At 71.2% G+C, this 23,107-nt stretch carries 23 protein-coding genes; 10 read left to right on the top strand and 13 right to left on the bottom strand.

Annotated features, from left to right (window positions below):
- Positions 1-10: 10 nt before the first annotated feature.
- The 3 genes from EV385_RS28520 to EV385_RS28530 all read right to left on the bottom strand — a co-directional run bounded on the left by EV385_RS28520 (position 11) and on the right by EV385_RS28530 (position 1,921).
- On the bottom strand, positions 11-697 hold the full coding sequence (locus EV385_RS28520; protein WP_130512254.1) for a response regulator transcription factor: 687 nt from the start codon (positions 695-697) through the stop codon (positions 11-13).
- A 63-nt stretch (positions 698-760) separates the two neighbouring features.
- Positions 761-1,225 (bottom strand): hypothetical protein, encoded by a 465-nt coding sequence (locus EV385_RS28525; RefSeq protein WP_130512255.1) that lies wholly within the window; start codon positions 1,223-1,225, stop codon positions 761-763.
- 168 nt (positions 1,226-1,393) lie between these two features.
- A complete protein-coding gene (locus EV385_RS28530; protein ID WP_130512256.1) occupies positions 1,394-1,921 on the bottom strand; it encodes a helix-turn-helix transcriptional regulator in 528 nt (175 codons plus the stop codon).
- Between the two features lie 414 nt (positions 1,922-2,335).
- Here EV385_RS28530 and EV385_RS28535 point away from each other — a divergent pair, with 414 nt between their 5' ends.
- The gene (locus EV385_RS28535) at positions 2,336-2,968 is read left to right on the top strand and encodes an NADPH-dependent F420 reductase (RefSeq protein WP_207229988.1); all 633 of its coding nucleotides are present in this window, start codon (positions 2,336-2,338) and stop codon (positions 2,966-2,968) included.
- A gap of 42 nt (positions 2,969-3,010) precedes the next feature.
- Positions 3,011-4,207: an MAB_1171c family putative transporter gene (locus tag EV385_RS28540; RefSeq protein ID WP_130512258.1), complete on the top strand. Its 1,197-nt coding sequence runs from the start codon at positions 3,011-3,013 to the stop codon at positions 4,205-4,207.
- 85 nt (positions 4,208-4,292) lie between these two features.
- Here EV385_RS28540 and EV385_RS28545 read toward each other — a convergent pair whose 3' ends face one another.
- The 8 genes from EV385_RS28545 to EV385_RS28580 form a co-directional block, all read right to left on the bottom strand.
- The gene (locus EV385_RS28545; RefSeq protein ID WP_130512259.1) at positions 4,293-4,496 is read right to left on the bottom strand and encodes a hypothetical protein; all 204 of its coding nucleotides are present in this window, start codon (positions 4,494-4,496) and stop codon (positions 4,293-4,295) included.
- A complete protein-coding gene (locus EV385_RS28550; RefSeq protein WP_130512260.1) occupies positions 4,493-5,524 on the bottom strand; it encodes a cobalamin-dependent protein in 1,032 nt (343 codons plus the stop codon). The genes EV385_RS28545 and EV385_RS28550 overlap by 4 nt, the downstream gene beginning before the upstream one ends.
- Positions 5,521-6,846, bottom strand: a complete 1,326-nt coding sequence (locus EV385_RS28555; RefSeq protein WP_130512261.1) for a PP2C family protein-serine/threonine phosphatase — start codon at positions 6,844-6,846, stop codon at positions 5,521-5,523. The genes EV385_RS28550 and EV385_RS28555 overlap by 4 nt, the downstream gene beginning before the upstream one ends.
- A 4-nt stretch (positions 6,847-6,850) precedes the next feature.
- The gene (locus EV385_RS28560; RefSeq protein WP_130512262.1) at positions 6,851-7,627 is read right to left on the bottom strand and encodes an ATP-binding protein; all 777 of its coding nucleotides are present in this window, start codon (positions 7,625-7,627) and stop codon (positions 6,851-6,853) included.
- Between the two features lie 223 nt (positions 7,628-7,850).
- Positions 7,851-8,861, bottom strand: coding sequence for a TIGR03842 family LLM class F420-dependent oxidoreductase (locus EV385_RS28565; RefSeq protein ID WP_242625120.1), 1,011 nt, complete (start codon positions 8,859-8,861; stop codon positions 7,851-7,853).
- A 3-nt stretch (positions 8,862-8,864) separates the two neighbouring features.
- Entirely contained in the window at positions 8,865-10,346 is a 1,482-nt protein-coding gene (locus EV385_RS28570; protein WP_130512263.1) for a CoA-acylating methylmalonate-semialdehyde dehydrogenase, read from the bottom strand.
- A gap of 9 nt (positions 10,347-10,355) precedes the next feature.
- Complete coding sequence (hydA, locus tag EV385_RS28575) at positions 10,356-11,756, bottom strand: dihydropyrimidinase (RefSeq protein ID WP_130512264.1); 1,401 nt, start codon at positions 11,754-11,756, stop codon at positions 10,356-10,358.
- Complete coding sequence (locus EV385_RS28580) at positions 11,753-12,592, bottom strand: nitrilase-related carbon-nitrogen hydrolase (protein ID WP_130512265.1); 840 nt, start codon at positions 12,590-12,592, stop codon at positions 11,753-11,755. The genes hydA and EV385_RS28580 overlap by 4 nt, the downstream gene beginning before the upstream one ends.
- Before the next feature lie 141 nt (positions 12,593-12,733).
- Here EV385_RS28580 and EV385_RS28585 point away from each other — a divergent pair, with 141 nt between their 5' ends.
- The 4 genes from EV385_RS28585 to EV385_RS28600 all read left to right on the top strand — a co-directional run bounded on the left by EV385_RS28585 (position 12,734) and on the right by EV385_RS28600 (position 17,254).
- The gene (locus tag EV385_RS28585; protein WP_207229989.1) at positions 12,734-14,116 is read left to right on the top strand and encodes an aminotransferase-like domain-containing protein; all 1,383 of its coding nucleotides are present in this window, start codon (positions 12,734-12,736) and stop codon (positions 14,114-14,116) included.
- Between the two features lie 18 nt (positions 14,117-14,134).
- Positions 14,135-15,439: an aspartate aminotransferase family protein gene (locus EV385_RS28590; RefSeq protein ID WP_130512267.1), complete on the top strand. Its 1,305-nt coding sequence runs from the start codon at positions 14,135-14,137 to the stop codon at positions 15,437-15,439.
- 226 nt (positions 15,440-15,665) lie between these two features.
- Positions 15,666-17,024, top strand: a complete 1,359-nt coding sequence (locus tag EV385_RS28595) for a phenylacetate--CoA ligase family protein (RefSeq protein WP_130512268.1) — start codon at positions 15,666-15,668, stop codon at positions 17,022-17,024.
- Positions 17,021-17,254 (top strand): DUF6052 family protein, encoded by a 234-nt coding sequence (locus tag EV385_RS28600; protein ID WP_130512269.1) that lies wholly within the window; start codon positions 17,021-17,023, stop codon positions 17,252-17,254. The genes EV385_RS28595 and EV385_RS28600 overlap by 4 nt, the downstream gene beginning before the upstream one ends.
- Before the next feature lie 14 nt (positions 17,255-17,268).
- On the opposite strand, the gene EV385_RS28605 is transcribed toward EV385_RS28600, so the two are convergent.
- Positions 17,269-17,688 (bottom strand): RidA family protein, encoded by a 420-nt coding sequence (locus EV385_RS28605; RefSeq protein ID WP_130512270.1) that lies wholly within the window; start codon positions 17,686-17,688, stop codon positions 17,269-17,271.
- A gap of 108 nt (positions 17,689-17,796) precedes the next feature.
- On the opposite strand from EV385_RS28605, the gene EV385_RS28610 reads away from it, so the two are divergent.
- Genes EV385_RS28610 through EV385_RS28625 form a run of 4 tightly spaced genes read left to right on the top strand, consistent with a single transcriptional unit; the run spans position 17,797 to position 22,510 of the window.
- Positions 17,797-18,273 (top strand): cupin domain-containing protein, encoded by a 477-nt coding sequence (locus tag EV385_RS28610; RefSeq protein WP_130512271.1) that lies wholly within the window; start codon positions 17,797-17,799, stop codon positions 18,271-18,273.
- Positions 18,270-19,187: an acyl-CoA thioesterase gene (locus EV385_RS28615; RefSeq protein WP_242625121.1), complete on the top strand. Its 918-nt coding sequence runs from the start codon at positions 18,270-18,272 to the stop codon at positions 19,185-19,187. The genes EV385_RS28610 and EV385_RS28615 overlap by 4 nt, the downstream gene beginning before the upstream one ends.
- Before the next feature lie 20 nt (positions 19,188-19,207).
- A complete protein-coding gene (locus EV385_RS28620) occupies positions 19,208-21,628 on the top strand; it encodes a bifunctional salicylyl-CoA 5-hydroxylase/oxidoreductase (protein WP_130512273.1) in 2,421 nt (806 codons plus the stop codon).
- A 21-nt stretch (positions 21,629-21,649) separates the two neighbouring features.
- Positions 21,650-22,510, top strand: a complete 861-nt coding sequence (locus EV385_RS28625) for a PaaX family transcriptional regulator (RefSeq protein WP_130512274.1) — start codon at positions 21,650-21,652, stop codon at positions 22,508-22,510.
- Positions 22,511-22,553: 43 nt separating this feature from the next.
- On the opposite strand, the gene EV385_RS28630 is transcribed toward EV385_RS28625, so the two are convergent.
- Complete coding sequence (locus EV385_RS28630) at positions 22,554-23,006, bottom strand: VOC family protein (RefSeq protein ID WP_130512275.1); 453 nt, start codon at positions 23,004-23,006, stop codon at positions 22,554-22,556.
- Positions 23,007-23,107 lie beyond the last annotated feature (101 nt).

The raw sequence follows: 23,107 nt of genomic DNA on the forward strand, positions 1-23,107 counted from the left end.
TGTCGCGCCGTCAACGGGCGCCCGCGCCGGCGACTTCGAGACGGTAGCCCACGCCGCGCACGGTGACGATCTGCGCGGTCGGCCCGATCTTTCCGCGCAGCGTTCCGACGTGCGTGTCGAGGGTGCGGCTCGCTCTCCTGCCCCGGGCGGCGGCGCTGCGGTCCTGCCAGACCCGGGTCATCAGCTCCTCGCGGGTGAACACCCGCTCCGGCTCGGTCGCCAGCAGGTGCAGCAGATCGAACTCCTTGGGCGTCAGCGGGACCGGTGATCCGGACACCTGCACCTGCCGGATCGAGGGTTCGATCCGGACGGCGCCCCGGTCGAGGACCGGCTGGCGGCCGGTGGCCGTCCGGGCGCGACGCATCACCGCTTCGATCCTCGCGACGAGCTCCCGGGCGCCGTACGGCTTGTTGATGCAGTCGTCGGCACCGGCCTGCAGGCCGCGCACCCGCTCGGTCTCCCCGCCGGTGGTCAGGCCGATCACCGGGGTGTCGCCCGCCGTTCGGATCGTCCGGCACAGGCAGAGCGGGTCGATGTCCGGCAGGTCGAGGTCGAGCAGAATGAGGTCGTGAAAGCGGAACGTCTCCAGCGCCTTCCATCCGCTGTCCACCACTTGCGCCTGGTAGCCGAGTAGACGCAGGCAGTCCACGAGTTGATCCGCCGCTCGCGGGTCATGTTCCACAGCCAACGCTTGCATTCTCGTCCCCGTACTGTTGCTTCGAATGTCGGTGAATGTGAGTGACCCGCCCGGGCCCGCCGCTCAGAGAAAGCCCAGTGCTTCTCCGAGATAGCGCTCCCTGGCCTCGGCGCCGTCGCCGTCCCACGATCGCGACCGGTCCAGCAGCATGGTCGCCACGAGCTCGGCCTCCTTCTCCTGCAGGTTCGTGTAGCTGGTGCGCATGAGCGCGCCGTGAATCACCTCGGGCCGGGTCAGGTCGCCACCGGTGAGCTCCTGCTCGTCGATGTCGATGTCCTGCAGGCGGTGACGGCACAGCATGTGGCCGATCTCGTGGAGAATGATCTGTTCCTGGTGGTACTTGCTCGTCCGCTGTTCGAAGAAGATGTGGTCCGCCTGCGACGTGGCGATCCAGGCGCCGCAGGGGATCTCGCCGTCCACCCCGACCACCCGGTAGGGGTGCAGATAGATGCGCCGGGCGGACTGCGCGGCCAGTGCGTCGCACAGGGCCTTGGCGGAGAACGGCCGCGGCAGCTTGATGTCTCGCACGATCGAGTCGCAGTATTGGTGAAGCGTCCGGTCCAGCACTCCTGCCCCCTCCTGGACTCCCCCGAGTCTCGGCCGATCCGGCCAGGTGCGGGATCGATGATGGTCGTCCCGCACACCTGACTAGCTCCAAGTCGTCGCGTCCGTGCGTGGTGGTCGCCGGCCGACCCCTCAGTCTGGAGGGTCGGCGTCGAGTTTCTCAATCATCCGGGCATGCTCGATCATGCTGAGTATGGCCTTCTTGCTGTGGTCGGACAGTCCGTCGGAGCGCAGGGCGATCCGAACGACGTCTCTCGACCGCAGTGCCGCGGCCAGCTGGTCGTCCGGCTCGGGGGCGTCCGCTTCGATGAAGTACGCCGGTGAGCGGCCGAAGAACTTGGCCAGGGCCTGCAGGTGGCTGCCGGTGGGGTTGTCCCGCACGCCGGTTCTCAACATCCACAGGTATCCGGTGGAGATGGATAGTCCCGTCTCCGCGCGGATGCGTTGCGCGATCACGGCATTGCCGGGGGGCTTCTGGCCACTCCAGTACTCCAGGATCAGGGCGTTGAGCTTGTCGGCGAGCGTACGTGTCGGTGCCGGACCGGCGCCCGGATCACGTGCAGGCGAATGTTCGTCCATAGGACGATTAGCAAATCGGACGATGGCCAGAGTGTCAACTAGCGTGAACAAGGCAACAGCGTCGAGCGTCGATTCGTCCATATCGGATGGCCGGGGAAGCGGTACAAATGCGGCCTAAACCGGACTGAGATCAACGGGCTCGGGCGCTGCGTGCTCTGCTGTGGAGTGCGGCGCGGGCCGTTCTGTTCACGACAGTAGTTGACGGGCCTTCGTGGGTGGTGCCATGCTCACTCGCGACAGGTCGACGTCCGCCGATCAACCGCGGGACGGCCCTTCACTGCTGTTTCGGGTGGTGCCAACGGGGAACAGCGTCTGACTTCCTGACGCTGGGGGCCACTCGGGACACAGTGGAGACACTTTCACCGGTGCGTGCGGGAGTCGCTACGCAGACCGCCGGTCGTGACGAGCGACTCATACCGGCCGCCCGTCGGCGTGTACGCCTCTGGTAGGTTCGCCACCATCAGGCGACCGGGCGGTGGGATTGCGCGAATGGACATGGCAGACAGGATCGCGGTAGTCGGCTATGGAGCCATCGGCCGAGCGCTGACCGCGCACTGGCACGAGGCCGGACGCGACATCGTCGTGGGGAGCCGAAATCCCGATCTTCTCAAGTCGGCGGACGTTCCGGTCGGCGTGCCGTGCGTGGACTGGCGTTCCGCGGTGGAGCGCGCGACCGTGGTCGTGCTGGCCGTCCCGCATCCGGCCGTCGCGGACATCGTCGCCGGCTGGCCCACCGGCGCCACGGATCGCATCGTCGTCGATCCCACCAACCCGGTCGGACTCTCCGCGGACGGGCGGATCGTGTCGAGCCTCGACGGTGCCGGCACCGTCGGCTCCCGGCTGGCGTCGTCGCTGCCCTCGGCGCGCGTGGTTCGCGCGTTCACCCACGTGATGGACGAACTGCTCGTGTCCCGTGGCCGGCGGCAGCCCGGCATGTGGGCGGTGGCGGTGGCCGGCGACGACGCGGCGGCCAAGGCGGTCGTCGGTGACCTGGTCACGGCCACCGGCTTCGTGCCGGTCGACATCGGCGGCCTGGCCGCCTCGGCCCCGCTCGACCCCGGTGGAGCACTCTTCCCGCAGATGTTCACCGTGGCCGACATGCGGCGCAGGCTCGCCGAGAGTGCCTGAAAGCCCTCGCCGCGCGGCTGGCGATCCGGCGGAGATCCTCTCGTGACGACTCAACAGACCATCAGGCTGATTCTGCTCGTGGTGAGCTGGGCCGCTCTGATCGTGCGCTCCCGGGCCGTGCTGTCGGCGCGTCAGCGCCCCATGTGGCTGGCCCTGCTCGCGCTGGCGATCGAGATCGCGCTGCTCCAGCGGCCCGTCGCGGAGGTGGTCACCCGCGCCAGTGGCGTGCCGAACCTGGACGCCTTCATCGGCGGCTTCTGCCACGTCGCCATGATGACGATCCTGTGGACCGTGGCGAGCACGAGCCCGTCCGGCCCGCCGTCCCGGCGGGGGAGCCGCTTCCGTTTCTGGTTCACCACCCTGACCGTGGTGACGATGCTGGTCAGTGAGGTGGTCTCCACCCTGATCGCCGAGTCGACCCGCCACCGGGCGCTGCCCGTGACGGTGGCCCGCAGCGTCATCACCATCGGGTGGCTCGCCTATCTGCTGTTCGTCGCGGTCGCCTCCGTGGACTGCACGCGGCGGTTGTGGCGACACCAGAAGGCGACGCGATTCGGCGCCCTCAGACTCGCCATCACGCTGCTCTGTATCGGCACGACCGCGAGCGTGGTCTACGTCGTGGGCCGTACCGTCACCATCGTGGACGGCTCGCATCCGGGCTCGCCCAGCGCCCTGCTGGTCATGTACGCCTCCTCGACGTACTTTCTCTGCTTCGTGTTCGGCTGCGCGATCGTGGTGGTGGCGCCGATCGTCGCCGGCGCGCGGGCCTGGTGGCAGCGCTGCCGCCTCTTCCATCTCTGGCACAGCCTGACGGAGGCGGTGCCGGGTGTCGTCCTGGAGCAGAGCCCGTCGATCGGCCGCGACCTGCTGCGGACCAGACGCAACGCCGTGCGACTGCAGCGGCGGGTCATCGAGATCCGGGATGCCGCGATAACCCTGCGGGAATGGATCACTCCGGAGCAGTTCGCCACGGTGACCGCCGAGGTGGCCGCGAGCGGACTGTCCGGGATGGAGGCGAGCGCCACCGTCACGGCCCGGTGCCTCGCGCTGGGCCGCAGGGCGAAGCTCGCGGGCGAGGAACGCTCCACCGACGTGCCCGACATCGCCACCAGCGGCGGCGCGGACCTCGACAGTGAGCTGCGGTGGTTGACGGCCGTGCGGGACGCCTACCGGGCCGCCGCCCCGCCGCCCTCGGGTGACCGGCGCGCCCCCGCGATGGACGGCGAGGGGCTGGCGTAGGGCGAACCCGGCCGGGTGGTGGCCCGGGGCCCCACGCCAGCCTGGAGTGGTCGCCACTCGGGGAAGGTCGTCGGCCGGGAAGGGCTCAACGGTGCAGAAGGCGGGGCAGCCGTCGCTTGCGGGCCGATCGCGACTTCGCCGCGCGGCGGCCGAGGAGCACGGCGGCCACGGCGCCCGCCAGGGCGAGGACGCCCGCCGCCGGTGCGGGGTGGTTGCGGACGGCCCGCTGCGCCTGCCGTGCCCGCCGCGGTGCCTGCGCGCGCAGGCCGGAGACGGTTCCGTTCTTCATGGTCGACAGGGCCTCCCGTCCTGCAGCACGGCCCGGCCGGCGGCCAGCACCCGCGCGGTACGCGGGCGATCGTCCAGCGTCTCCTGCAGGTGCTCCACGACCAGATCGATGCTGGCCGGCGGCACCTGCCGGGCCGCGAGCACAACGGCCAGCCACGCCACGAACCGCGCGAACAGCGCCTCGTCGTCGACGTACACCGCGGTGGCCAGGAAGGCCATGATGTGGCCCAGGTCCTCGACGGTCGCCTCCCGCTGCCGACCGGTGTAGCCGCGCATCGGCGGGAACCGTCGCTCCAGGACGCAGAGGGCACCGTCGACCAGGCCGGGCGTCTCTGTGATCAGCCGGTCGTACTCCTCGTCGGCGAGGAGGTCGAGCCCGGCGTGGGCCGCCCGGGGCGCCGGCCAGTCGTCGAGCACGGCGGCGGCCTCGACGGCGTCGGCGGCCCACGCGTCGGCCCCGAGGCGGTGTGCCCACCGTGCCGTGTCGCCGAATCCCAGGCCGCCGCACAGGACCGGCACGCCGGCCTGCCGGGCCGCCGTGATCGACCGGCGGGCGGAGGGCAGGCGGACGGGCAGCGAGAGGCTGAGCAGCACCGCGGCCGGTTCGTGCTGCTGCAGGTACGACGTCAGGTGTGCGGCCGGGACGCTGGCCCCCAGGAAGCTCACCGAGAAGCCGCGCAGCCGCAGGGACTCGGCGAGCAGCCGGGCGGGCAAGGCGTGCCACTCGCCGTCCGGGCAGGCGACCACGAGCAGGTCGGGCCGGGGGTCCGGCCGCTCGCCCGCGGCGCAGACGAGGGTCAGCCGCTCATTGATGTAGCTCGCCACATGTTCCTCGGCCACGGACAGGCGGTTGCGCGCCCACATCTCCCCGAGGGCCGCCTGGACCGGCGCGATCAGGCGCAGCAGGATTTCCTGCGGGCTGGTGCCGGTGTCGATGAGATGGTGCGCGAGCCGGAACGCGCCCGGTTCATCTGCGGCCAGAACACTCCGGAGCAAAGTCTGATGTTCGGGGTGGGGCGTCTCGATCATCGTGCTCCTCCTCGAGGCGCAACGGCCGGCTGCGCCCGTACGACGAGAATGGCGATGTCGTCGTGGTAGGCCCCGGTCAGCCAGTCGACGACGCGTTGCTCGATCCGCTCCGCCACCACGGCGGCCGGCGCGCCGGCGTAGTCGGCCAGCAGCGTGGCAAGCCGGTCCGGGCCGAACATCGCCCCCGATGGTCCACGGGCCTCGGTCACCCCGTCGGTGTACAGGACGCAGGTCTCGCCGGGGGCGAGCCAGACGACGGCTTCCGCGAACGTCCCTGGCACGTCGGCGCCGAGCATCATGCCGCCGATCCGCACCGCCTCCACCTCGCCGGTCCGCCGCACCACCAAGGGCGGCAGGTGACCGCCGGCCGCCAGTCGCAGCAGGACCGCCCCGCCGGGCGTCGCCCGCGCCGAGCCGACGACCACCGTGGCGAACTGGGTGGCCGCCGCACTGTTGAGGTCGAAGGAGGCGTCGTTGAGCACGGCGAGGATGTCCAGCGGCTGCTCGGTGACCCGGCGCAGCATCCGAAGGGCCTGCCGGAGCTGGCCGCCGGCCACCGCCGCGTCGACGCCCTTGCCGCAGACGTCGCCGAGGATGCACAGGACACCACCGTCGGCGAGCGGTTCGACGTGTACGACGTCGCCGCTCATGTGCATCGCCTCGCGGGCCGGACGGTACGCCGTCGCCAGGTCGAGGCCGGCGACGGGCGGCGGCGCGGCGGGCCGCAGCGTCGCGCGCAGGGCGTCGGCGACCCGGACCTGATCCCGGTAGAGCAGGGCCGCCGTCACGGCGCGGCCGACCGGCTCGGCGTACCGGATGGCCAGGGAGTTGTCGGCGTCGTCGAAGGCCGGGCGGTTCGCCTCGCGCAGCAGCACCAGCACGCCCTGGCACAGGTGGTCGCACGGCAGCCGGACGACCACCCCGTGCCCGTGGCGCTCGGTGCCGTCGGGGAGGCCCCACCGGCCGGAGCGCACCGGCCGCACCCAGGGCCCGTCCGCGACGGCGAGCGCGGACCGGATCCAGTCCGGCAGGACGACCGGCGGCTGCTCCGCCGACCGGACCGGCATCCGTTCCGGCCCGTTCCCCGCCGTCCGGGCGTCCGTCGTCCACCAGTGGGCCCGCTGCGGTCCGGTCACGAGGACGAGTGCCGCGGTCCCGGCCAGCACGGGAACCGGCAGCCAGACGGCGGCGCGAGCGCTGCGGTGCAGGCTGAGCGAGCGCCCGAGCATCCGGTACGCCGCCAGGAGGAAGTCCCGCGGCGGCGCGGGCGCGTCCCCGGTGCGGTCGCTCGCGCCGTGCCCAGGGACGAGAGCAGGATCCATGGTGTTACTCGGCGCGCGGCGGCATGGCGTACGTGAGCAGCACGGTGGTGCCCCCGGGCCCGGTGTCGATGTCGACCCGCTCGCAGATCTGGCGGGCCAGCCACAGGCCGGCGGAGCGGACCCGGCCCGGGCGCGGACGAAGGTTCCCCGTTCGGTGCTGGCGCGGTATGCCGGGGCCCTGGTCGGTGATCCGCAGGACCAGCCGCTCACCCTGGCGTTCGACGTCGATGGTCCCCCGGCCACCACCGTGGAGCACCGCGTTGGTCATGATCTCGCTCGCGGCGAGCACCAGCCGGTACCGATCGAAGCCGGACAGGCCGCAGCTCGTGGCATAGCTCCACAGGCGGTCGCGGATCGCCTGGATGCCCTGCCGGTCGAACGGCTCGTCCAGGACATGAACGGCGGACGCGGCGGCACCGGGGACCTCCTCGGCCGCGCCGGTGTCCGGTCCGTCGCCAGCCTCGGCCGGTGGCAGACCGAACAGCGTGGTCAGTCCCGCCATGTGCAGATGCTGCCGGATCTCGGGAGACGCTCCCCGCACCTGGAACTCGGCGCCGGACCGGACGGCCAGCCGCCGGGCGAGGACGAGCAGGGCGACGCCTGAGGAGTCCAGTGCGGTGACCTCGGTCAGGTCCATCTGCAACCGTGTACCGCGTGCGGCCTTCATCGCCTGTTCCACCTGCGACAACACCTCGTCGTGCCGCACCATGACCACCGTTGCGGCGAGCGCGACGCGTACCGTGCCGTCCACGACGATGTCGATCTGCGCTGGACGGTCCATACGACCGCCTCCTTCCAGCGACCCGTGAGGCCACGCTCGCGCGACACCGGTCCCACCGGCGGACCGGGGGTGCGAGGCTCCGCCCTACCGGCCTCCTGCCGGCGCTTCTCGGCATGTTTCCACGCTACGAGGCAAAGCCCAAGAGCACCCGGTCCATCGTGGACCCGCTCGCCGGGCCGCACCCGGGTGGGGGTCGCCCTTGGTGATCAGCCCGGTCCGCGGCTCACGGCATCGCCGGGATGATGTGCTCGCCGTACGCGGCGAGTGTCTGCTCCTTGGCGTCGTGCTGCAGGTAGACGGCGAACTGGTCGACGCCGAGGTCCTTGAGCTCGGACAGCCGCTTGTGGTGGTTCTCGACGGGGCCGAGCACGCAGAACCGGTCGACCACCTCGTCCGGCACGAACGTGGCGTGTGAGTTCCCGGCCCGGCCGTGTTCGGCGTAGTCGTAGCCCCGGCGCTCCTTGATGTAGTCGGTCAGCACCTGCGGCACCGCGCCGTCGCCGCCGTAGCGGGCGACGATGTCCGCGACGTGGTTGCCGACCATGCCCCCGAACCAGCGGGTCTGGTCCCGCTGGTGGGCGATGTCGTCGCCCACGTAGGCGGGCGCGGCCACGCAGAACTTGATCGCCTGCGGGTCGCGTCCGGCCTTCGCGGCCGCCGCGCGGACCGCCTTGATCATCCATTCCGCGATGTCCGGGTCGGCGAGCTGCAGGATGTAGCCGTCACCCACCTCGCCGGCCACGGCCAGAGCCTTGGGACCGTACGCGGCCACCCACACGTCGAGCCGGCTGTCCGGCGCCCACGCGAACCGCAACTGCTGGCCGCGCAAGGTGACCTCTTCGCCGTTGCCCAGCCCTTTGATCACCTGTACGGCCTCCCGCAACTGCGCGAGGGTCTGCGGCTGCGCGCCGAGCACCCGCAGCGCCGAGTCGCCCCGGCCGATGCCACAGATGGTGCGGTTGCCGTACATCTCGTTGAGCGTGGCGAACAGCGAGGCGGTGACCGTCCAGTCGCGGGTGCCGGGGTTGGTCACCATCGGTCCGACGACGACGCGCGACGTGGAGTCCAGGATCTTGGAGTAGATGACGAACGGCTCCTGCCAGAGCACGTGCGAGTCGAACGTCCACACGTGGCTGAACCCGGCGGCGTCCGCCTTCTTCGCCAGCGCGACCACGTCCATGGCGGGCGGGTCGTTCTGCAGGACGACTCCGATGTCCATGCTCTTGGCAGCCATTGCTCACCGCACTTTCGGGAAGCCGAGGTCGACCTCGGAGGTGGCGGGGTCGGGCCAGCGGGAGGTGACGACCTTGCCGCGGGTGTAGAACTGGATGCCGTCAGGGCCGTACATGTGCAGGTCGCCGAAGAGCGAGGACTTCCAGCCGCCGAAGCTGTAGTAGGCGACAGGGACCGGCACCGGCACGTTGACGCCGACCATTCCGCACACGGCGTCGTACTGGAACTGGCGGGCCGCGCCGCCGTCGCGGGTGAAGATGGCGCACCCGTTGCCGAACTCGTTGGCGTTGACCAGACGCAGCGCCTCGTCGTACGTGCCGACCCGCACCACCGACAGCACCGGTCCGAAGATCTCGTCGGTGTACAGCGGCGAATCGGTCGGCACCTTGTCCACCAGGGACGCGCCGAGGAAGAAGCCCGGCCCCCGCGCGATCGGCGCGTCGCGGCCGTCGACCACGATCTCGACGCCGTCGTGGTCGAGATACGCCGCGACCTTGTCGCGGTGCTCGCGGCTGATCAGCGGGCCCATCTCGGCCGACGGGTCGGTGGCGGGGCCGACCGCGATCCGGCCGATCCGCTCCTGGATCGCCGCGACCAGCGGGTCGGCGCTGCCGCCGACCGCCACCACGACCGAGATGGCCATGCAGCGCTCGCCCGCCGAGCCGTACCCGGCTGAGACCGCGGCATCGGCGGCCGCGGCGATGTCCGCGTCGGGCAGCACGACCATGTGGTTCTTCGCGCCGCCGAGGGCCTGCACCCGCTTTCCGGCGGCGGTGCCGCGCTGGTAGATCGACTTCGCCACCGGGGTGGAGCCGACGAAACTGAGCGCCTGCACGTCCGGGTGGGCGATGAGCGCCTCCACCGCCTCGACGTCGCCCTGGACCACGTTGAACACGCCGTCCGGCAGCCCGGCCTGGTGCAGCAGGTCGGCCAGCAGCAGCGACACCGACGGGTCCTTCTCGCTGGGTTTGAGCACGAACGTGTTGCCGCAGACCAGCGCGTTGGCGAACATCCACATCGGCACCATGGCGGGGAAGTTGAACGGGGTGATCCCGGCGACCACGCCCAGCGGCTGCCGGATCGAGTACACGTCCACGCCGTTCGACGCCTGCTCGCTGTAGCCGCCCTTGAGCAGGTGCGGCGCCCCGGTGGCGAACTCGATGTTCTCCAGGCCCCGGGCCACCTCACCCTCGGCGTCGGCCACGGTCTTGCCGTGTTCGGCGCTGACCAGCGACGCGATCTCCTTGCGGTTCGCGTCGACCAGCTCACGGAAGCGGAACATCACCTCGGCGCGGCGGCTCAGCGACTGCGCCCGCCACCCCGGGTACGCGGCCAGCGCGGTCGCCACGGCCGCGTCGGTCTCGGCCGCTGTGGCGGCGACCACGTACGCCTGCTGCTCGCCGGTCGCCGGGTCCCACACGGGCAGCTGTCGTCCGCTCGTACCCGGAACGGTCTTGCCGTTGATCCAATTCTCGATCGCGCGCATGCGCCCCCCTCAGAGCAGGTAGTCGGAAAGGCCGCGCTTGAGGAAACGGCCGTGACCGGCCCGGCCGGTGTAGGTGCCGCCCCGCGCGACGACCGTGCCGCGGGACAGGACCGTGTCCACGCCGCCGTCGATCTCCCAGCCCTCCCACGCGGAGTGGTCCATGTTCATGTGGTGCGTCTCGACGCTGATCCGGGTGTGCGCGTTCGGGTCGTAGACGACGATGTCGGCGTCCGAGCCGGGCGCGATGACGCCCTTCCTCGGGTACAGGCCGAACATCCGGGCGGGCGTGGTGGCGATGGTCTCGACCCAGCGGGCCAGCGAGAGCTTGCCGTCCACGACACCCTGGTAGAGCAGGTCGACGCGGTGCTCGACGCCGCCGATCCCGTTCGGGATCTTCGAGAAGTCGCCGAGCCCGAGTTCCTTCTGGTCCTTCATGCAGAACGGGCAGTGGTCGGTGGAGACCACGGACAGGTCATTGGTACGCAGGCCCTGCCACAGGTCGGCGCGGTGGCTCTGTTTGCCCGAGCGCAGCGGCGTCGAGCAGACCCACTTGGCGCCCTCGAAGCCCGGTGCGCCGAGCTGGTCCTCCAGGGTCAGGTAGAGGTACTGCGGGCAGGTCTCGGCGAACACGTTGCGGCCCAGGTCACGGGCCGCCTTCACTTGTTCAAGGGCCTTGGACGCGGACAGGTGCACGATGTAGAGCGGGCAGTCGGCGGCCACCGCGGCCAGCCAGATCGCCCGGCTGGTCGCCTCGGCCTCCAGCTCCTGCGGCCGGGTCAGGCCGTGGAAGATCGGGTCGGTCTCGCCGCGCTGCAGGGCCTGCTGGACCAGCACGTCGATGGCCGGGCCGTTCTCCGCATGCATCATGATCATCGAGCCGTTGCTCCGGGCCTTCTGCATCGCCCGCAAGATCTGCCCGTCGTCGCTGTAGAACACCCCGGGGTACGCCATGAACAGCTTGAAGCTGCTGATGCCCTCGTCGGTGACCAGCCGGTCCATGGCCTTGAGCGACTCGTCGTCGACGCCGCCGAGGATCATGTGGAACGCGTAGTCGATGTGGCAGTTGCCGTCGGCCTTGGCGTGCCAGGCGGCCAGGCTGTCGTGCACGACCTCGCCGTAGCGCTGGACCGCGAAGTCGATGATCGTGGTGGTGCCGCCGATCGCCGCCGCCCGGGTGCCGGTGTCGAACGTGTCGCTGGCCTCGGTGCCGCCGAACGGCAGCTGCATGTGGGTGTGCGCGTCGATGGCGCCGGGGATGACGTACTTGCCGGTGGCGTCGATGGTCTCGACGTCGGCCGGGCCCCGGCCGGGTGCGTACAGCGCGGCGATCGTCTCGCCGTCGACCAGCACGTCGGCGTGGCTCGCTCCGCTGGGGCCGATGACCAGGCCGCCCTTGATCAGAATGGTCACGGGTTCACCAGCCCCTGGTAGCTGTCCGGGCGGCGGTCGCGGTAGAACTGCCAGCGGTCGCGGACGGTGCCCAGCAGGCTCATGTCGAGGTCGCGGACGACCAGCTCCGGGTTGTGCGTGTCGGCGACCTCGCCGACGAACCTGCCCTCCGGGTCGACGAAGTACGACTGGCCGTAGAAGTCGTTGTCGCCGAGGTCCTCGATGCCGGTCCGGTTGATGGCGCCGACGAAGTACTCGTTGGCGACCGCGCTGGCGGGCTGCTCCAGTTGCCACAGGTAGCTGGAGAGGCCGCGGCTGGTGGCGGACGGGTTGAAGACGATCTGGGCGCCGTTCAGGCCGAGGGCGCGCCAGCCTTCGGGGAAGTGCCGGTCGTAGCAGATGTACACGCCGACCTTGCCGACCGCGGTGTCGAACACCGGATAGCCGAGGTTGCCGGGCCGGAAGTAGAACTTCTCCCAGAACCCCTTGACCTGCGGGATGTGGTGCTTGCGGTACTTGCCGAGGTACGAGCCGTCGGCGTCGACGACGGCCGCGGTGTTGTAGAGGACGCCCGGCTGCTCCTGCTCGTACATGGGCAGGACCATCACCATGCCGAGTTCGGCGGCGAGAGCCTGGAAACGCTCGGTGGTGGGGCCGGGGATCGCCTCGGCGTACTCGTAGAACTTCGCGTCCTGGACCTGGCAGAAGTACGGGCCGTAGAAGAGCTCCTGGAAGCAGATCACCTTCGCGCCCTGCGCGGCCGCTTCGCGGGCGTAGTCCTCGTGCGCTTTGATCATCGATTCCTTGTCGCCCGTCCAGTTGGTCTGGACGAGAGCGGCCCGAACGACACCGGTCATGGAGCAGCCCCTCCTCGTGATCGTCCGACCTCTTGTCGTCCGCTCCTCGGCTTGACATCGGGGCCGGATACCGTAGGACACTACGACACAGATTCCGGCGTACAAAGACCCTACTGCTACAGAATGTTTGGAGCCGCACCCTTGCTCGCGCTCATCGCGGAGGCCGTCGACGACCGCAGCGCCCGCGGAATCGCGGCCGCCGTGAGCCGTCTGGTCACCGCGGGCACGCTGACCGCCGGCACCCGCCTGCCGACCGTGCGCGACGTCGCCCGGTCGCTGGGGGTCAGCCCGACGACGGTCAGCGAGGCGTGGGGGAGCCTGGCCCGGGCCGGGGCCATCCAGACCCGGGGACGGTCCGGGACGTTCGTGACCGGTGCCGCGTCCGGCCGCACCCGCCTGCGCTACGCGCAGCTCGGCAGCACCTCGGCCGGGCTGCCCCGGGACCTCTCCACCGGCGTACCCGATCATGATCTTCTGCCGGACGTGACCGCCGCGCTGCGCCGCATCGGTGATGGGCGACTGACGACCAGCTATCTCGACGCGCCGGTCCTGCCGGCGCTGCAGGACGAGCTGCGGGCGCGGTTGCCCTTCGCGCCGCAGCGGCTGACCGTGGTCGACGGCGCGATGGACGCGCTGGACCGGATCATCGGCGTCGCCGTGCGGTTCGGCGACCACGTGCTGGTGGAGAACCCGGCGTTCCCGCCCCTGCTCGACCTGCTCGACGCGGCCGGAGCGAGCGTCGTCGGGGTGCCGCTGGACACCGAGGGTCTGTCGGTGACCGCTCTGACCGAGGCGTTGTCGCAGTCCGATCCGGTGGCGCTGTTCCTGCAACCCCGGGCCCACAACCCGACCGGGGTGAGCATGTCGGCCGCTCGGGCCCGGGAGCTGGCGGCTGTGCTGACCGGATATCCGCGGGTGACGATCGTCGAGGACGACCACGCCGGGGACATCGCGTCCGCGCCGCCGGTCAGCCTCGGCACCCACCTGCACGATCGGAGCGTGCACGTGGCCGGCTTCTCCAAGAGCCACGGGCCGGATCTGCGGCTGGCCGCGGTCGGCGGGCCGGCCGAGCTCATCGACGCGGTGGCCGACCGGCGGCTGCTCGGCCCCGGCTGGTCCAGCCGCATCCTGCAGGCGGTCCTGCTCGACCTGCTGACCTCGCCGGACACGATGGCCACGGTCGCGAAGGCCCGCGACGAGTACGCCCGGCGCCGCGAGACCCTGCTGTCCGCGCTGGCCGCGCGCGGGGTGCCGGCCGGTGCCGCCGACGGCATCAACCTGTGGCTGCCGGTCGACGACCAGCAGCGGGCGATGGTCACCCTCGCCGGGCATGGCATCGGCGTCGCCCCGGGTACGCCGTTCCTGGTGTCCCCGTCCGGCGGTGGCGATCATGTCCGGCTGACCGTGGGCCTGGTCCGCGACGGCTACGACGACCTCGCCGACATTCTGGCCGCCGCGGCCCGCCCGGCAGGTGGCAACGGTTCCGGTTCCCGAGCCCGCCCGCACCCGCGCGGCTGGCGCTGATCTACAGGAGGCTGCGCGATGACGGAAGACCTGCTGGCCCGGCACCGGGCGGTGCTGCCGACCTGGATGCCGCTGTACTACGGCGACGAACCGCTGGAGATCGTCTCCGGCTCGGGGCGCCGGGTGGTCGACGCCGCCGGGCGCTCCTACCTGGACTTCTTCGGCGGCGTCCTGACCAACATGATCGGGTACGACATCCCGGAGATCTCCGCGGCGGTCTCCGAGCAGCTCGCCACCGGCGTCGTGCACACCTCCACGCTGTACCTGATCCGCCGGCAGGTGGAGCTGGCCGAGAAGATCGCCCGGGTCTCCGGGATCCCGGACGCGCGGGTGTTCTTCACCAACTCGGGCACCGAGGCGAACGAGACCGCGCTGCTGATGGCCACCAACATCCGGCGCTCCAACCAGATCCTCGCGGTCCGCAACAGCTACCACGGCCGGACGTTCGCCACCATGGCGATCACCGGCCACCGCGGCTGGTCGGCCAGCTCGCTGAGCCCGCTGCAGGTGTCCTGGCTGCCCTCCGGCGACCGGGTGCGGGGGCGCATGCGCGGCCTCTCCGACGCCGACCACATCGAGGTGGCCGTCGACGAGCTGCGTGAGGTGCTGGCCACGGTCACCGCGGGCGACGTGGCCGCGCTCATCGCGGAGCCGATCCAGGGCGTCGGCGGATTCGTGCACGCGCCCGACGGGCTGCTCGGGGCGTACAAGAAGGAGCTGGACGAGCACGGCATCCTGCTCATCGCGGACGAGGTGCAGACCGGCTGGGGGCGCACCGGCGACCACTTCTGGGGCTACCAGGCACACGGCGTGACACCGGATCTGATCACGTTCGCCAAGGGCATCGGCAACGGGTTCGCGCTCGGCGGCGTGGTCGGCCGCGCGGACGTGATGAACGCGGTCCCGGCGATCAGCTTCTCCACGTACGGCGGCAACCCGGTCTCCACCGCGGCCGGCACCGCCGTCCTGGACTACCTGCTCGACCACGACCTGCAGGCCAACGCCCGCCGGGTCGGCGCCATCCTGCTGGACGGGCTGCGTACGGCGCTGGCGTCCTGCGCCGTCGTGGCCGAGGTGCGCGGCCGGGGACTGATGATCGGCATCGAGTTCGTCCGCCCCGGCGGCAACGAGCCGGCCCCGGCCACCGCCGTCGCCGTGTTCGAGGAGTGCCGCCGTTCGGGTCTGCTGGTCGGCAAGGGCGGTCTCTACAACAACGTGCTGCGGATGGGGCCGCCGCTCACGCTGACCGAGGAGGAGGCCCGTGAGGGGCTGGCCATCCTCGTCGAGGCGATCAGGACCGCGGACGCCGCCGCCGTCCGATGAGCACCCTGGGCCTGCGAATATTGCGTCTTGCTGACGGTCGTTGTTGATGCGATATTGGTCGGCAGGTGACCCGTCCGCGCGGACCGACCATCTGCCGACCAACGACGCCAACTGACGACATTGCCTACTCGCGCTGTCCGGCCTGCGGCGCCTGCTCGTGCCGACCGGTGATCCATCGCCCGGCCCCGGCGCGGCGCAGGTGCGGAGCAGGAAGGGTGTGGTGGTGATGACCGTCGCAGCGCCGTACTGGAACCCGAAGACCGAATGCATGCCCCGCGAACAGCTGCGGGCGCTGCAACTGGCCAAGCTCCGGGCGGTCACCGAGTGGGCCCAGGCCCGCAGCCCCTTCTACCGGCGCAGCTTCGCCGCGGCGAGGTTCTCCGCCGATCAGTTGCGCACGCTCGACGACATCCAGCGCATCCCGTTCCTGACCCGGGAGCAGTGGATGCACAGCCAGGACGAGCGTCCGCCCTACGGCGAGCTGCCCGTCGCCGGTCGGGAGGTCGCGATCCGCCTGCACACGACCAGCGGCACCTCCGGCTCGACGCCGCTGCGCGCCCTGGACTCCCGCAAGGACTGGGCGTGGGCGGCGGAGATGTGGGCGTACGCGCTGTGGGGCATCGGGGTGCGCGCCACCGACATCGGCTACGTCGCGTTCGGCTACGGCTCGTTCATCGGCTTCTGGGGACTGCACTACGGCCTGGAGAAGGTGGGTGCGCTGACCATCCCCGGCGGCGCGCAGACCACCGCGGCCCGGGTACGGCAGATCGTCGACTTCGGCGCGACCGTGGTGGCGACGACCCCGACGTACGCGATGCGCATGGCCCAGGAGGCCGAGGCGCTCGGCATCGACCTGCCCGGCTCGGCGGTGTCCCGGCTCGTGCTCTCCGGCGAGCCGGCCGGTTCCATCGTGGAGACCAAGACCCTGATCGAACGGCAGTGGGGGGCGAAGGCCTTCGACACGGCCGGCATGACCGAGGTGTCGACCATCTTCATGTTCGAGCCGGAGAACCAGCCGGGTGGTTGCCACATCATCGAGGACCACTTCATCGAGGAGGTCATCGACCCGCAGACGGGCGACCGCCTCGGGTACGGCGAACGCGGCGAACGGGTGTGCACGTCCTTCGGCCGCAGCATGATCCCGCTGTTGCGGTACCGCACCGCCGACCTCGTGGTCCGCCAGCCGGCCGCGGCCGCCGGCAACGGCCGCACCTGGGACCTCTACGAGGGCGGCATCGTGGGGCGCGCCGACGACATGAAGCTGGTGCGGGGCACCAACGTCTACCCCGGAGCGATCGAGGCGATTCTGCGCACCCATGACGGGATCGAGGAGTTCCAGATCCGGATCGAGCGGCGCGGGGCCCGTGACGAGGTCGTGTTGCAGGTGGAACCGCACCCACGGTTCGACGACGCGGCCTGGACCGCGCTGGCCGAGGCGCTGGTCGTGGAGCTGGCCGAGGCGCACGAGGGGCTGCTGTTCATTCTCGAACGCGCTGCCACCGGTGCCCTGCCCCGCTTCGAGCTCAAGGCCAAACGCCTCTCCGACCTGCGCCCGGCGGGCGCACACACGACGGTACGGGCATGAGCAGCACCCCATCGGCGGAAGGACCGGCCGTGACCCGCGATCTGCTGGACAACCCGCTCACCGGCGAGGAGCGCAAGCTGCTCGACGCGTACCGGCTGCTGCGTGAGCTCGCCCGCGAGGCGCCGACGCCCTGCGTCGCGGCGAACGTCCGCGCGGCACTGGCGCCGATCGCCGTCGCGGTGACCGATCTCGGCCTGAGCTTCGAGCACCTGCTCGACGACGGCTGCTGAGGCGTTTCGCGGGATCAGGCCGCCGGGCGGATCAGGCGTGCGTCGGGGATCACCGCGACGCCGAGGATCTCGATGAGGGCCTCCGGCTGCCACAGCGCGGTGCAGCCGATGCCGGCCATGGCCGGGTAGACGGGTCCGGCCAGCTCGCGCCAGATCGTGCCGATCTCCCGGCCGTTGGCCTGGTAGTCGGGGATGTCCGTCAGGTAGATCGTGATGCTGACCAGATCCTCGGGGATGCCGCCCGCGGCGCGCAACGTCGTGAGCACGTTGCCGAACGCCTGCCGGAACTGCGGCACGATCCCGCCTCCGACGATCCGCATCTCGGCGTCCAGCGCCGTCTGCCCGCCCAGATAGAGGGTGTTGCCGGTGAGCGTGCCGTGCGAATAGCCGCGGGGCGCCGGCAGGGACGGCGGGTTGATCGGCAGCGGCGGCATCGTTACTCCTGACGTCCGGGGATCGGGCAGCTCTCGCGCTTATAGACTTTATCTGACGGTCGTGAGAAGTTGGCTATACGGTTTCGTCAGGGATCGAGGAGATGCCCGGTGAACTTCGAGGGATACCAGCTGGAGGGCGACGCCACCGCCTATCTGCTGCCGGACGGCAGCCTCGGGCCGGTGGTCACCAGAGCCGGCGAGGAAGACGTACAGACCATGTCGTCCGGTGGGGCGGTGCGGATCTCCGGAGTGAGCATCCAGCACACCCCGGCCCGCAGACTCTGGTACGGCAAGGTGCTCAACAACGCCGGCTTCCGGTCACTGCCGCACCACCACGGCGAGGCCGAGACCGGCGGCTACGTCCTGTCCGGCAAGGCCCGCATCTACTACGGCGAGAACTTCGCGCAGTACGTCGACCTGGCGACCGGCGACTGGGTGTTCGTGCCGCCGTTCCTGCCGCACGTCGAATGCAACATGTCGACCACCGAGGAGCTGACCTGGCTCACCACCCGCACCCCGGAGAACCTCGTGGTCAACCTGGCCGACGTCCTGGACGAGGACCTGACCGGGTTCCGGCGCGCGTGAGCACCGCCACCACCTCCGCCACCCTGACCGAGGCGATCTCGCTGACGCCGGTGCCGCCGCAGGTCTTCGACGAGGCGTACGAGGCGACGACCCAGCCGTGCCCGTGGCCCAAGGCGTACGGCGGTGACCTGGTCGCCCAGGCCGCCACCGCCGTGATGCGCTCCACCGGCGCCGACCGCCGGCTGCACTCGATGCACAGCTACTTCCTGCGCCCGGCACAGATCGGCGCGACCGTGCGGTACGAGGTGGAACGGCTCCGCGACGGCCGCGGCTACTCCACCCGCCAGGTGCGGGCGTTCCAGGACGGCAAGGCGATCTACGCCGGACTCGCGTCCTTCCACGTCGGCGAGCCCGGCGGCAGCTACCGCGGTGCCGCGCCGGAGGGCGTCCCGGCGCCCGAGAGGCTGCCGCCCTCCGCCGAGGTGTTGCGGGACGCGGTGCCCGGCACCCCGGCCGCGGGCACCATGACGGACGCGGCGAAGGCCTACTGGTCCGGCGGGCGCAGCTTCGACCTGCGCCACGTTCCCGGCCCGGTCTACCTGACCGTCGACGGGGCGGCCACCGGACACCAGGCGGTCTGGATCAAACCGTTCGACGCGCTGCGCGACGTGCCCGGCCTGACCGCGGCCAACCGCGACCAGGCCGCGCTCGCCTACGTCTGCGACTACACCATCCTCGAACCGATCCTGCGCGTCCTCGGCCTGCCCTGGGCGCGGCCCGGCCTGGTCACGGCCAGCCTCGACCACGCCATGTGGTTCCACCGCGCCGGGCGAGTCGACGGCTGGCTGCTCTACCTGCAGGAGGCCGTCGCGATCGAGCACGGCCGGGGCCTGGGCACCGGCCGCTTCTTCACCCGAGACGGCGTCCACCTGGCCACCGTCGCCCAGGAAGGCCTCGTCCGGGCCCCCGACTGACAGAGAACCGAAGGACCGCCATGCGCATCGCCGTCGTCGGAGGTGGCCCGGCCGGGCTGTACTTCTCCACCCTGATGAAGCAGCTCGACCCCGCCCACCACATCACCGTCTGGGAACGCAACGCCCCCGACGACACGTTCGGCTTCGGCGTGGTGTTCTCCGACGAGACCCTCGGCGGCATCGAGAACGCCGACGCCGCGTTCCACGCGACGATGGCGGCCAGGTTCGCGCGCTGGACCGACATCGACATCCACCTCGACGGGCAACGGCACACCGTCGGCGGGCAGGGCTTCGCCGCCATGAGCCGCCAGGAACTGCTCGCGCTGCTCCAGCAGCGGTGCGCCGCCCTCGGGGTCACCACGCATTTCCGTACGCCCGCGCCGGACGTCGACCAGCTCCGCCAGCACCACGACCTGGTCATCGCCAGCGACGGCGGCAACTCCGGAATCCGGGCCCGGTACGCCGGCGACTTCCAGCCGTCGCTGGACGTACGCCACAACAAGTACATCTGGCTCGGCACCGACCAGGTCTTCGAGGCGTTCCAGTTCTTCATCAAACAGACCCGCTGGGGCACCATGCAGGTCCACGGCTATCCCTACTCGGAGAACGGCTCCACCTTCATCGTCGAGATGCACTCCGACGTGTGGCGTGCCGCCGGCTTCGCCGCCACCGAGGGCGTCGTGCTGCCGCCCGGCACCTCCGACGAGTTCGCCCTTGCCCGGATCCGCGAGCTGTTCGCCGCCGAGCTCGGCGGACACCGGCTGCTCGGCAACAACTCCAAATGGCTCGAGTTCACCACGGTCCGCAACGCACGGTGGACCAGCGGCAACGTGGTACTGCTCGGCGACGCCGCGCACACCGCCCACTTCTCCGTCGGCTCCGGCACGAAGCTGGCCATGGAGGACGCCCTGGCCCTGGCCGCCTGCCTGCACGAGCACCCCGACCCGGGCACGGCCCTGGCCGCCTACGAGGCCGAACGCCGGCCGGTGGTCGAGTCGACCCAGCGCGCCGCGCAGGCGTCGCTGGAGTGGTTCGAGAACATCGGCGTCTACGCCAGTCAGGACCCGACCGAGTTCTGTTTCAACCTGATCACCCGGTCCCGCCGCATCACCTACGACAACCTGCGCGCCCGCGACGAACGGTTCGCCGATCTGGTCGGCAGCCGGTTCGCCGAACGCATCGGGTGCCCCGCCGACACGCCGGCCATGTTCCAGCCGTTCCAACTGGGCCCGCTGCGGCTGAAGAACCGCGTCGTCGTCTCCGCCATGGACATGTACTCGGCCGTCGACGGCGTCCCCGGCGACCTGCACCTGGTGCACCTCGGCTCCAAGGCGCTCGGCGGCGCGGCGCTGGTCATGACCGAGATGGTCTGCGTCTGCGCGCAGGGCCGCATCACCCCCGGCTGCGCCGGCCTGTGGACCGGCGAGCAGGAGCGGCAGTGGCGGCGGATCGTCGAGTTCGTCCACGCCCGGTCCACCGCCCACATCGGCGTGCAGCTCGGCCACTCGGGGCGCAAGGGCTCGACCAGGCTCATGTGGGACGGCATGGACGACCCGCTGCCCGAGGGCGGCTGGGAGATCATCGGGCCCTCGGCCGTGCCGTACGGGCCCGGATCGGCGACGCCGCGCGAGATGACCCGCGCCGACATGGACCGGGTCCGCGACGACTTCGCCGCCGCCGCCACGCGGGCCGCCGCGTGCGGCTTCGACCTCCTCGAACTGCACTGCGCCCACGGCTATCTGCTCTCGTCGTTCCTCTCGCCCGTCGCCAACCGGCGCGACGACGAGTACGGCGGCGGCGTCGAGAACCGGCTGCGCTACCCGCTCGAGGTCTTCGACGCCGTCGCGGCGGTGTGGCCGCGCGACCGGCCGTTGCTGGTACGCATCTCGGCCACCGACTGGGTACCGGACGGCAACACCGCCGACGACGCGGTCCGGATCGCCGCCGCCTTCATCGCCCACGGTGCCCACGGGATCGACGTCTCCAGCGGCCAGGTCACCAAGGCCGAGAAGCCGGCGTACGGGCGTAGCTATCAGACACCGTTCGCCGACCGGATCCGGCACGAGGTGGCCGCCGGCGCCGGCGCGGCCGTGATCGCGGTCGGTGCCATCTCGTCGTACGACGACGTCAACTCGATCCTGCTGGCCGGCCGCGCGGACCTGTGCGCGCTGGGCCGCACCCATCTCTACGACCCGCAGTGGACCCTGCACGCCGCCGCCGAACAGGAGTACCGCGGCGCCGGGGCGGACTGGCCGGTGCAGTTCGCGGCGGGCCGCCGCCGCCCCCCGACGGCACGCACCGACGCGGTGCGCCCGCGCCTGTCCCTGCTGCGCGCGGAGCCCACCGGCGACGACGTCCACGTCCGGTGGCGGCCGGCCACCGGCTCCGCGCAGGTGAGTCCGCCACCGCCCGCCGGGTCCTCCGCACCGGTCCGGACGTAGCCGGTGCGTACCATGCCCGGCATGACGGCGGACTCCCTACCGGGCCGAGCAGCGGCCACCGGCCGCGACGTCCGTCTCGCCCAGCTGATCCTCACGATCTTCGGCCTGTACGCCCGCGCCGAACACAACTGGCTGTCGGTGGCGTCCGTGGTCCGGCTGATGGCGGACCTGGGCGTGGACGGGCAGGCCGTCCGCTCGGCCATCTCCCGGCTGAAACGACGCGGCGTGCTCGACAGCGTCCGCCACGACGGCGCTGCGGGCTACGCCCTCGCCGACTCCACCGTCGAACTCCTGGCCGAGGGCGACGTGCGGATCTTCCAGCGTCAGCGGGCCGTACCCACCGACGGCTGGCTCATGGTCGTGTTCTCGGTGCCGGAATCGGAACGGGAGAAACGGCACGAGCTGCGCACCAGCCTGACCAGGCTGGGCTTCGGCACCGCCGCTCCGGGCGTGTGGGTCGCACCGGGCAACCTCGCGACCGAGACCCGGCACACCCTCGAGCGCCGCGGACTGACCACCTACGTCGACATCTTCACCGGCGACTACTACGCCTTCGGCGACCTGCGGTCGAAGGTCCGCACCTGGTGGGACCTCGACGAACTCACCGGACTGTACGCCGAGTTCCTCCGCCAGCACCGCCCCGTGCTCGATCGCGTCACGGCCGGCGCCGCCACGCCGCTGGACGCCTTCACGACGTACGTCCCGATGCTCACCGAATGGCGCCGCCTGCCCTACCGCGACCCCGGCCTCCCGCTGGCCCTGCTGCCCCCGGGCTGGAACGGGGTGACGGCGGAGGCGTTGTTCCACGAGCTGAACGCGGCACTGAGCGCGGCGGCGCGCGAACACGCGCTGTCGGTGATCCACCGGACTCCCGCGACCTGAGCCTCCGCGAGCCCCGTGAAGATCGCCGGCGCCGGCGCGGTGATCAAGCCACGCAGAACTCGTTGCCCTCGGGGTCGTGCAGGGTGACCCCGTAATGATCCATTCCGGGTTCGGCCAGCACGCGGACCACGGACGCGCCGAGCCCCGTCAACCGTTCGACCTCGGCGTCGATCTGCTCCCGCCGCGTCTGGAGGGCCGCCGTCCGGTCGGCGATCCTGATGTCCAGGTGCAGCCGGTTCTTGACGATCTTGGTTTCGGGGACGGGTTGGAACCAGATCCGGGGCCCGGCCCCGTCCGGGTCGACGATGGAGTCGGCGTCGTCGTCGCCCATCTGTTCCAGCTCGTCGTCGGGCACCCCGAGAGAGCGGTAGTACGCCTTCCACGTCGCGTGACCCGCGGGCGCCGGTTCAGGCACGTAGCCGAGCGCGGCGGACCAGAAGGCGGTCTGCTTGGCCGGGTCGGCACAGTCGATGACTAGTTGAAAACGCGCGCTCATCCGTCGTCCTAACGTCCGCCACCCGAAACGATCTCCGGCCGTGTGGTGATCACTGCGGAGCGGGCCGCCGTGGCGGCGCCAACTCTCCTCAGATCCACTTT

The sequence above is a fragment of the Krasilnikovia cinnamomea genome (assembly GCF_004217545.1).
GTDB lineage: Bacteria > Actinomycetota > Actinomycetes > Mycobacteriales > Micromonosporaceae > Actinoplanes > Actinoplanes cinnamomeus.

Bases quoted from the DNA above. Each gene is read 5' to 3' on its own strand.
- EV385_RS28520 (WP_130512254.1), bottom strand. From the start codon at position 697: ATGCAAGCGTTGGCTGTGGAACATGACCCGCGAGCGGCGGATCAACTC.
- EV385_RS28530 (WP_130512256.1), bottom strand. From the start codon at position 1,921: ATGGACGAATCGACGCTCGACGCTGTTGCCTTGTTCACGCTAGTTGAC.
- EV385_RS28535 (WP_207229988.1), top strand. From the start codon at position 2,336: ATGGCAGACAGGATCGCGGTAGTCGGCTATGGAGCCATCGGCCGAGCG.
- EV385_RS28545 (WP_130512259.1), bottom strand. From the start codon at position 4,496: ATGAAGAACGGAACCGTCTCCGGCCTGCGCGCGCAGGCACCGCGGCGG.
- EV385_RS28550 (WP_130512260.1), bottom strand. From the start codon at position 5,524: ATGATCGAGACGCCCCACCCCGAACATCAGACTTTGCTCCGGAGTGTT.
- EV385_RS28555 (WP_130512261.1), bottom strand. From the start codon at position 6,846: ATGGATCCTGCTCTCGTCCCTGGGCACGGCGCGAGCGACCGCACCGGG.
- EV385_RS28560 (WP_130512262.1), bottom strand. From the start codon at position 7,627: ATGGACCGTCCAGCGCAGATCGACATCGTCGTGGACGGCACGGTACGC.
- EV385_RS28565 (WP_242625120.1), bottom strand. From the start codon at position 8,861: ATGGCTGCCAAGAGCATGGACATCGGAGTCGTCCTGCAGAACGACCCG.
- EV385_RS28570 (WP_130512263.1), bottom strand. From the start codon at position 10,346: ATGCGCGCGATCGAGAATTGGATCAACGGCAAGACCGTTCCGGGTACG.
- EV385_RS28580 (WP_130512265.1), bottom strand. From the start codon at position 12,592: ATGACCGGTGTCGTTCGGGCCGCTCTCGTCCAGACCAACTGGACGGGC.
- EV385_RS28590 (WP_130512267.1), top strand. From the start codon at position 14,135: ATGACGGAAGACCTGCTGGCCCGGCACCGGGCGGTGCTGCCGACCTGG.
- EV385_RS28595 (WP_130512268.1), top strand. From the start codon at position 15,666: ATGACCGTCGCAGCGCCGTACTGGAACCCGAAGACCGAATGCATGCCC.
- EV385_RS28600 (WP_130512269.1), top strand. From the start codon at position 17,021: ATGAGCAGCACCCCATCGGCGGAAGGACCGGCCGTGACCCGCGATCTG.
- EV385_RS28605 (WP_130512270.1), bottom strand. From the start codon at position 17,688: ATGCCGCCGCTGCCGATCAACCCGCCGTCCCTGCCGGCGCCCCGCGGC.
- EV385_RS28620 (WP_130512273.1), top strand. From the start codon at position 19,208: ATGCGCATCGCCGTCGTCGGAGGTGGCCCGGCCGGGCTGTACTTCTCC.
- EV385_RS28625 (WP_130512274.1), top strand. From the start codon at position 21,650: ATGACGGCGGACTCCCTACCGGGCCGAGCAGCGGCCACCGGCCGCGAC.
- EV385_RS28630 (WP_130512275.1), bottom strand. From the start codon at position 23,006: ATGAGCGCGCGTTTTCAACTAGTCATCGACTGTGCCGACCCGGCCAAG.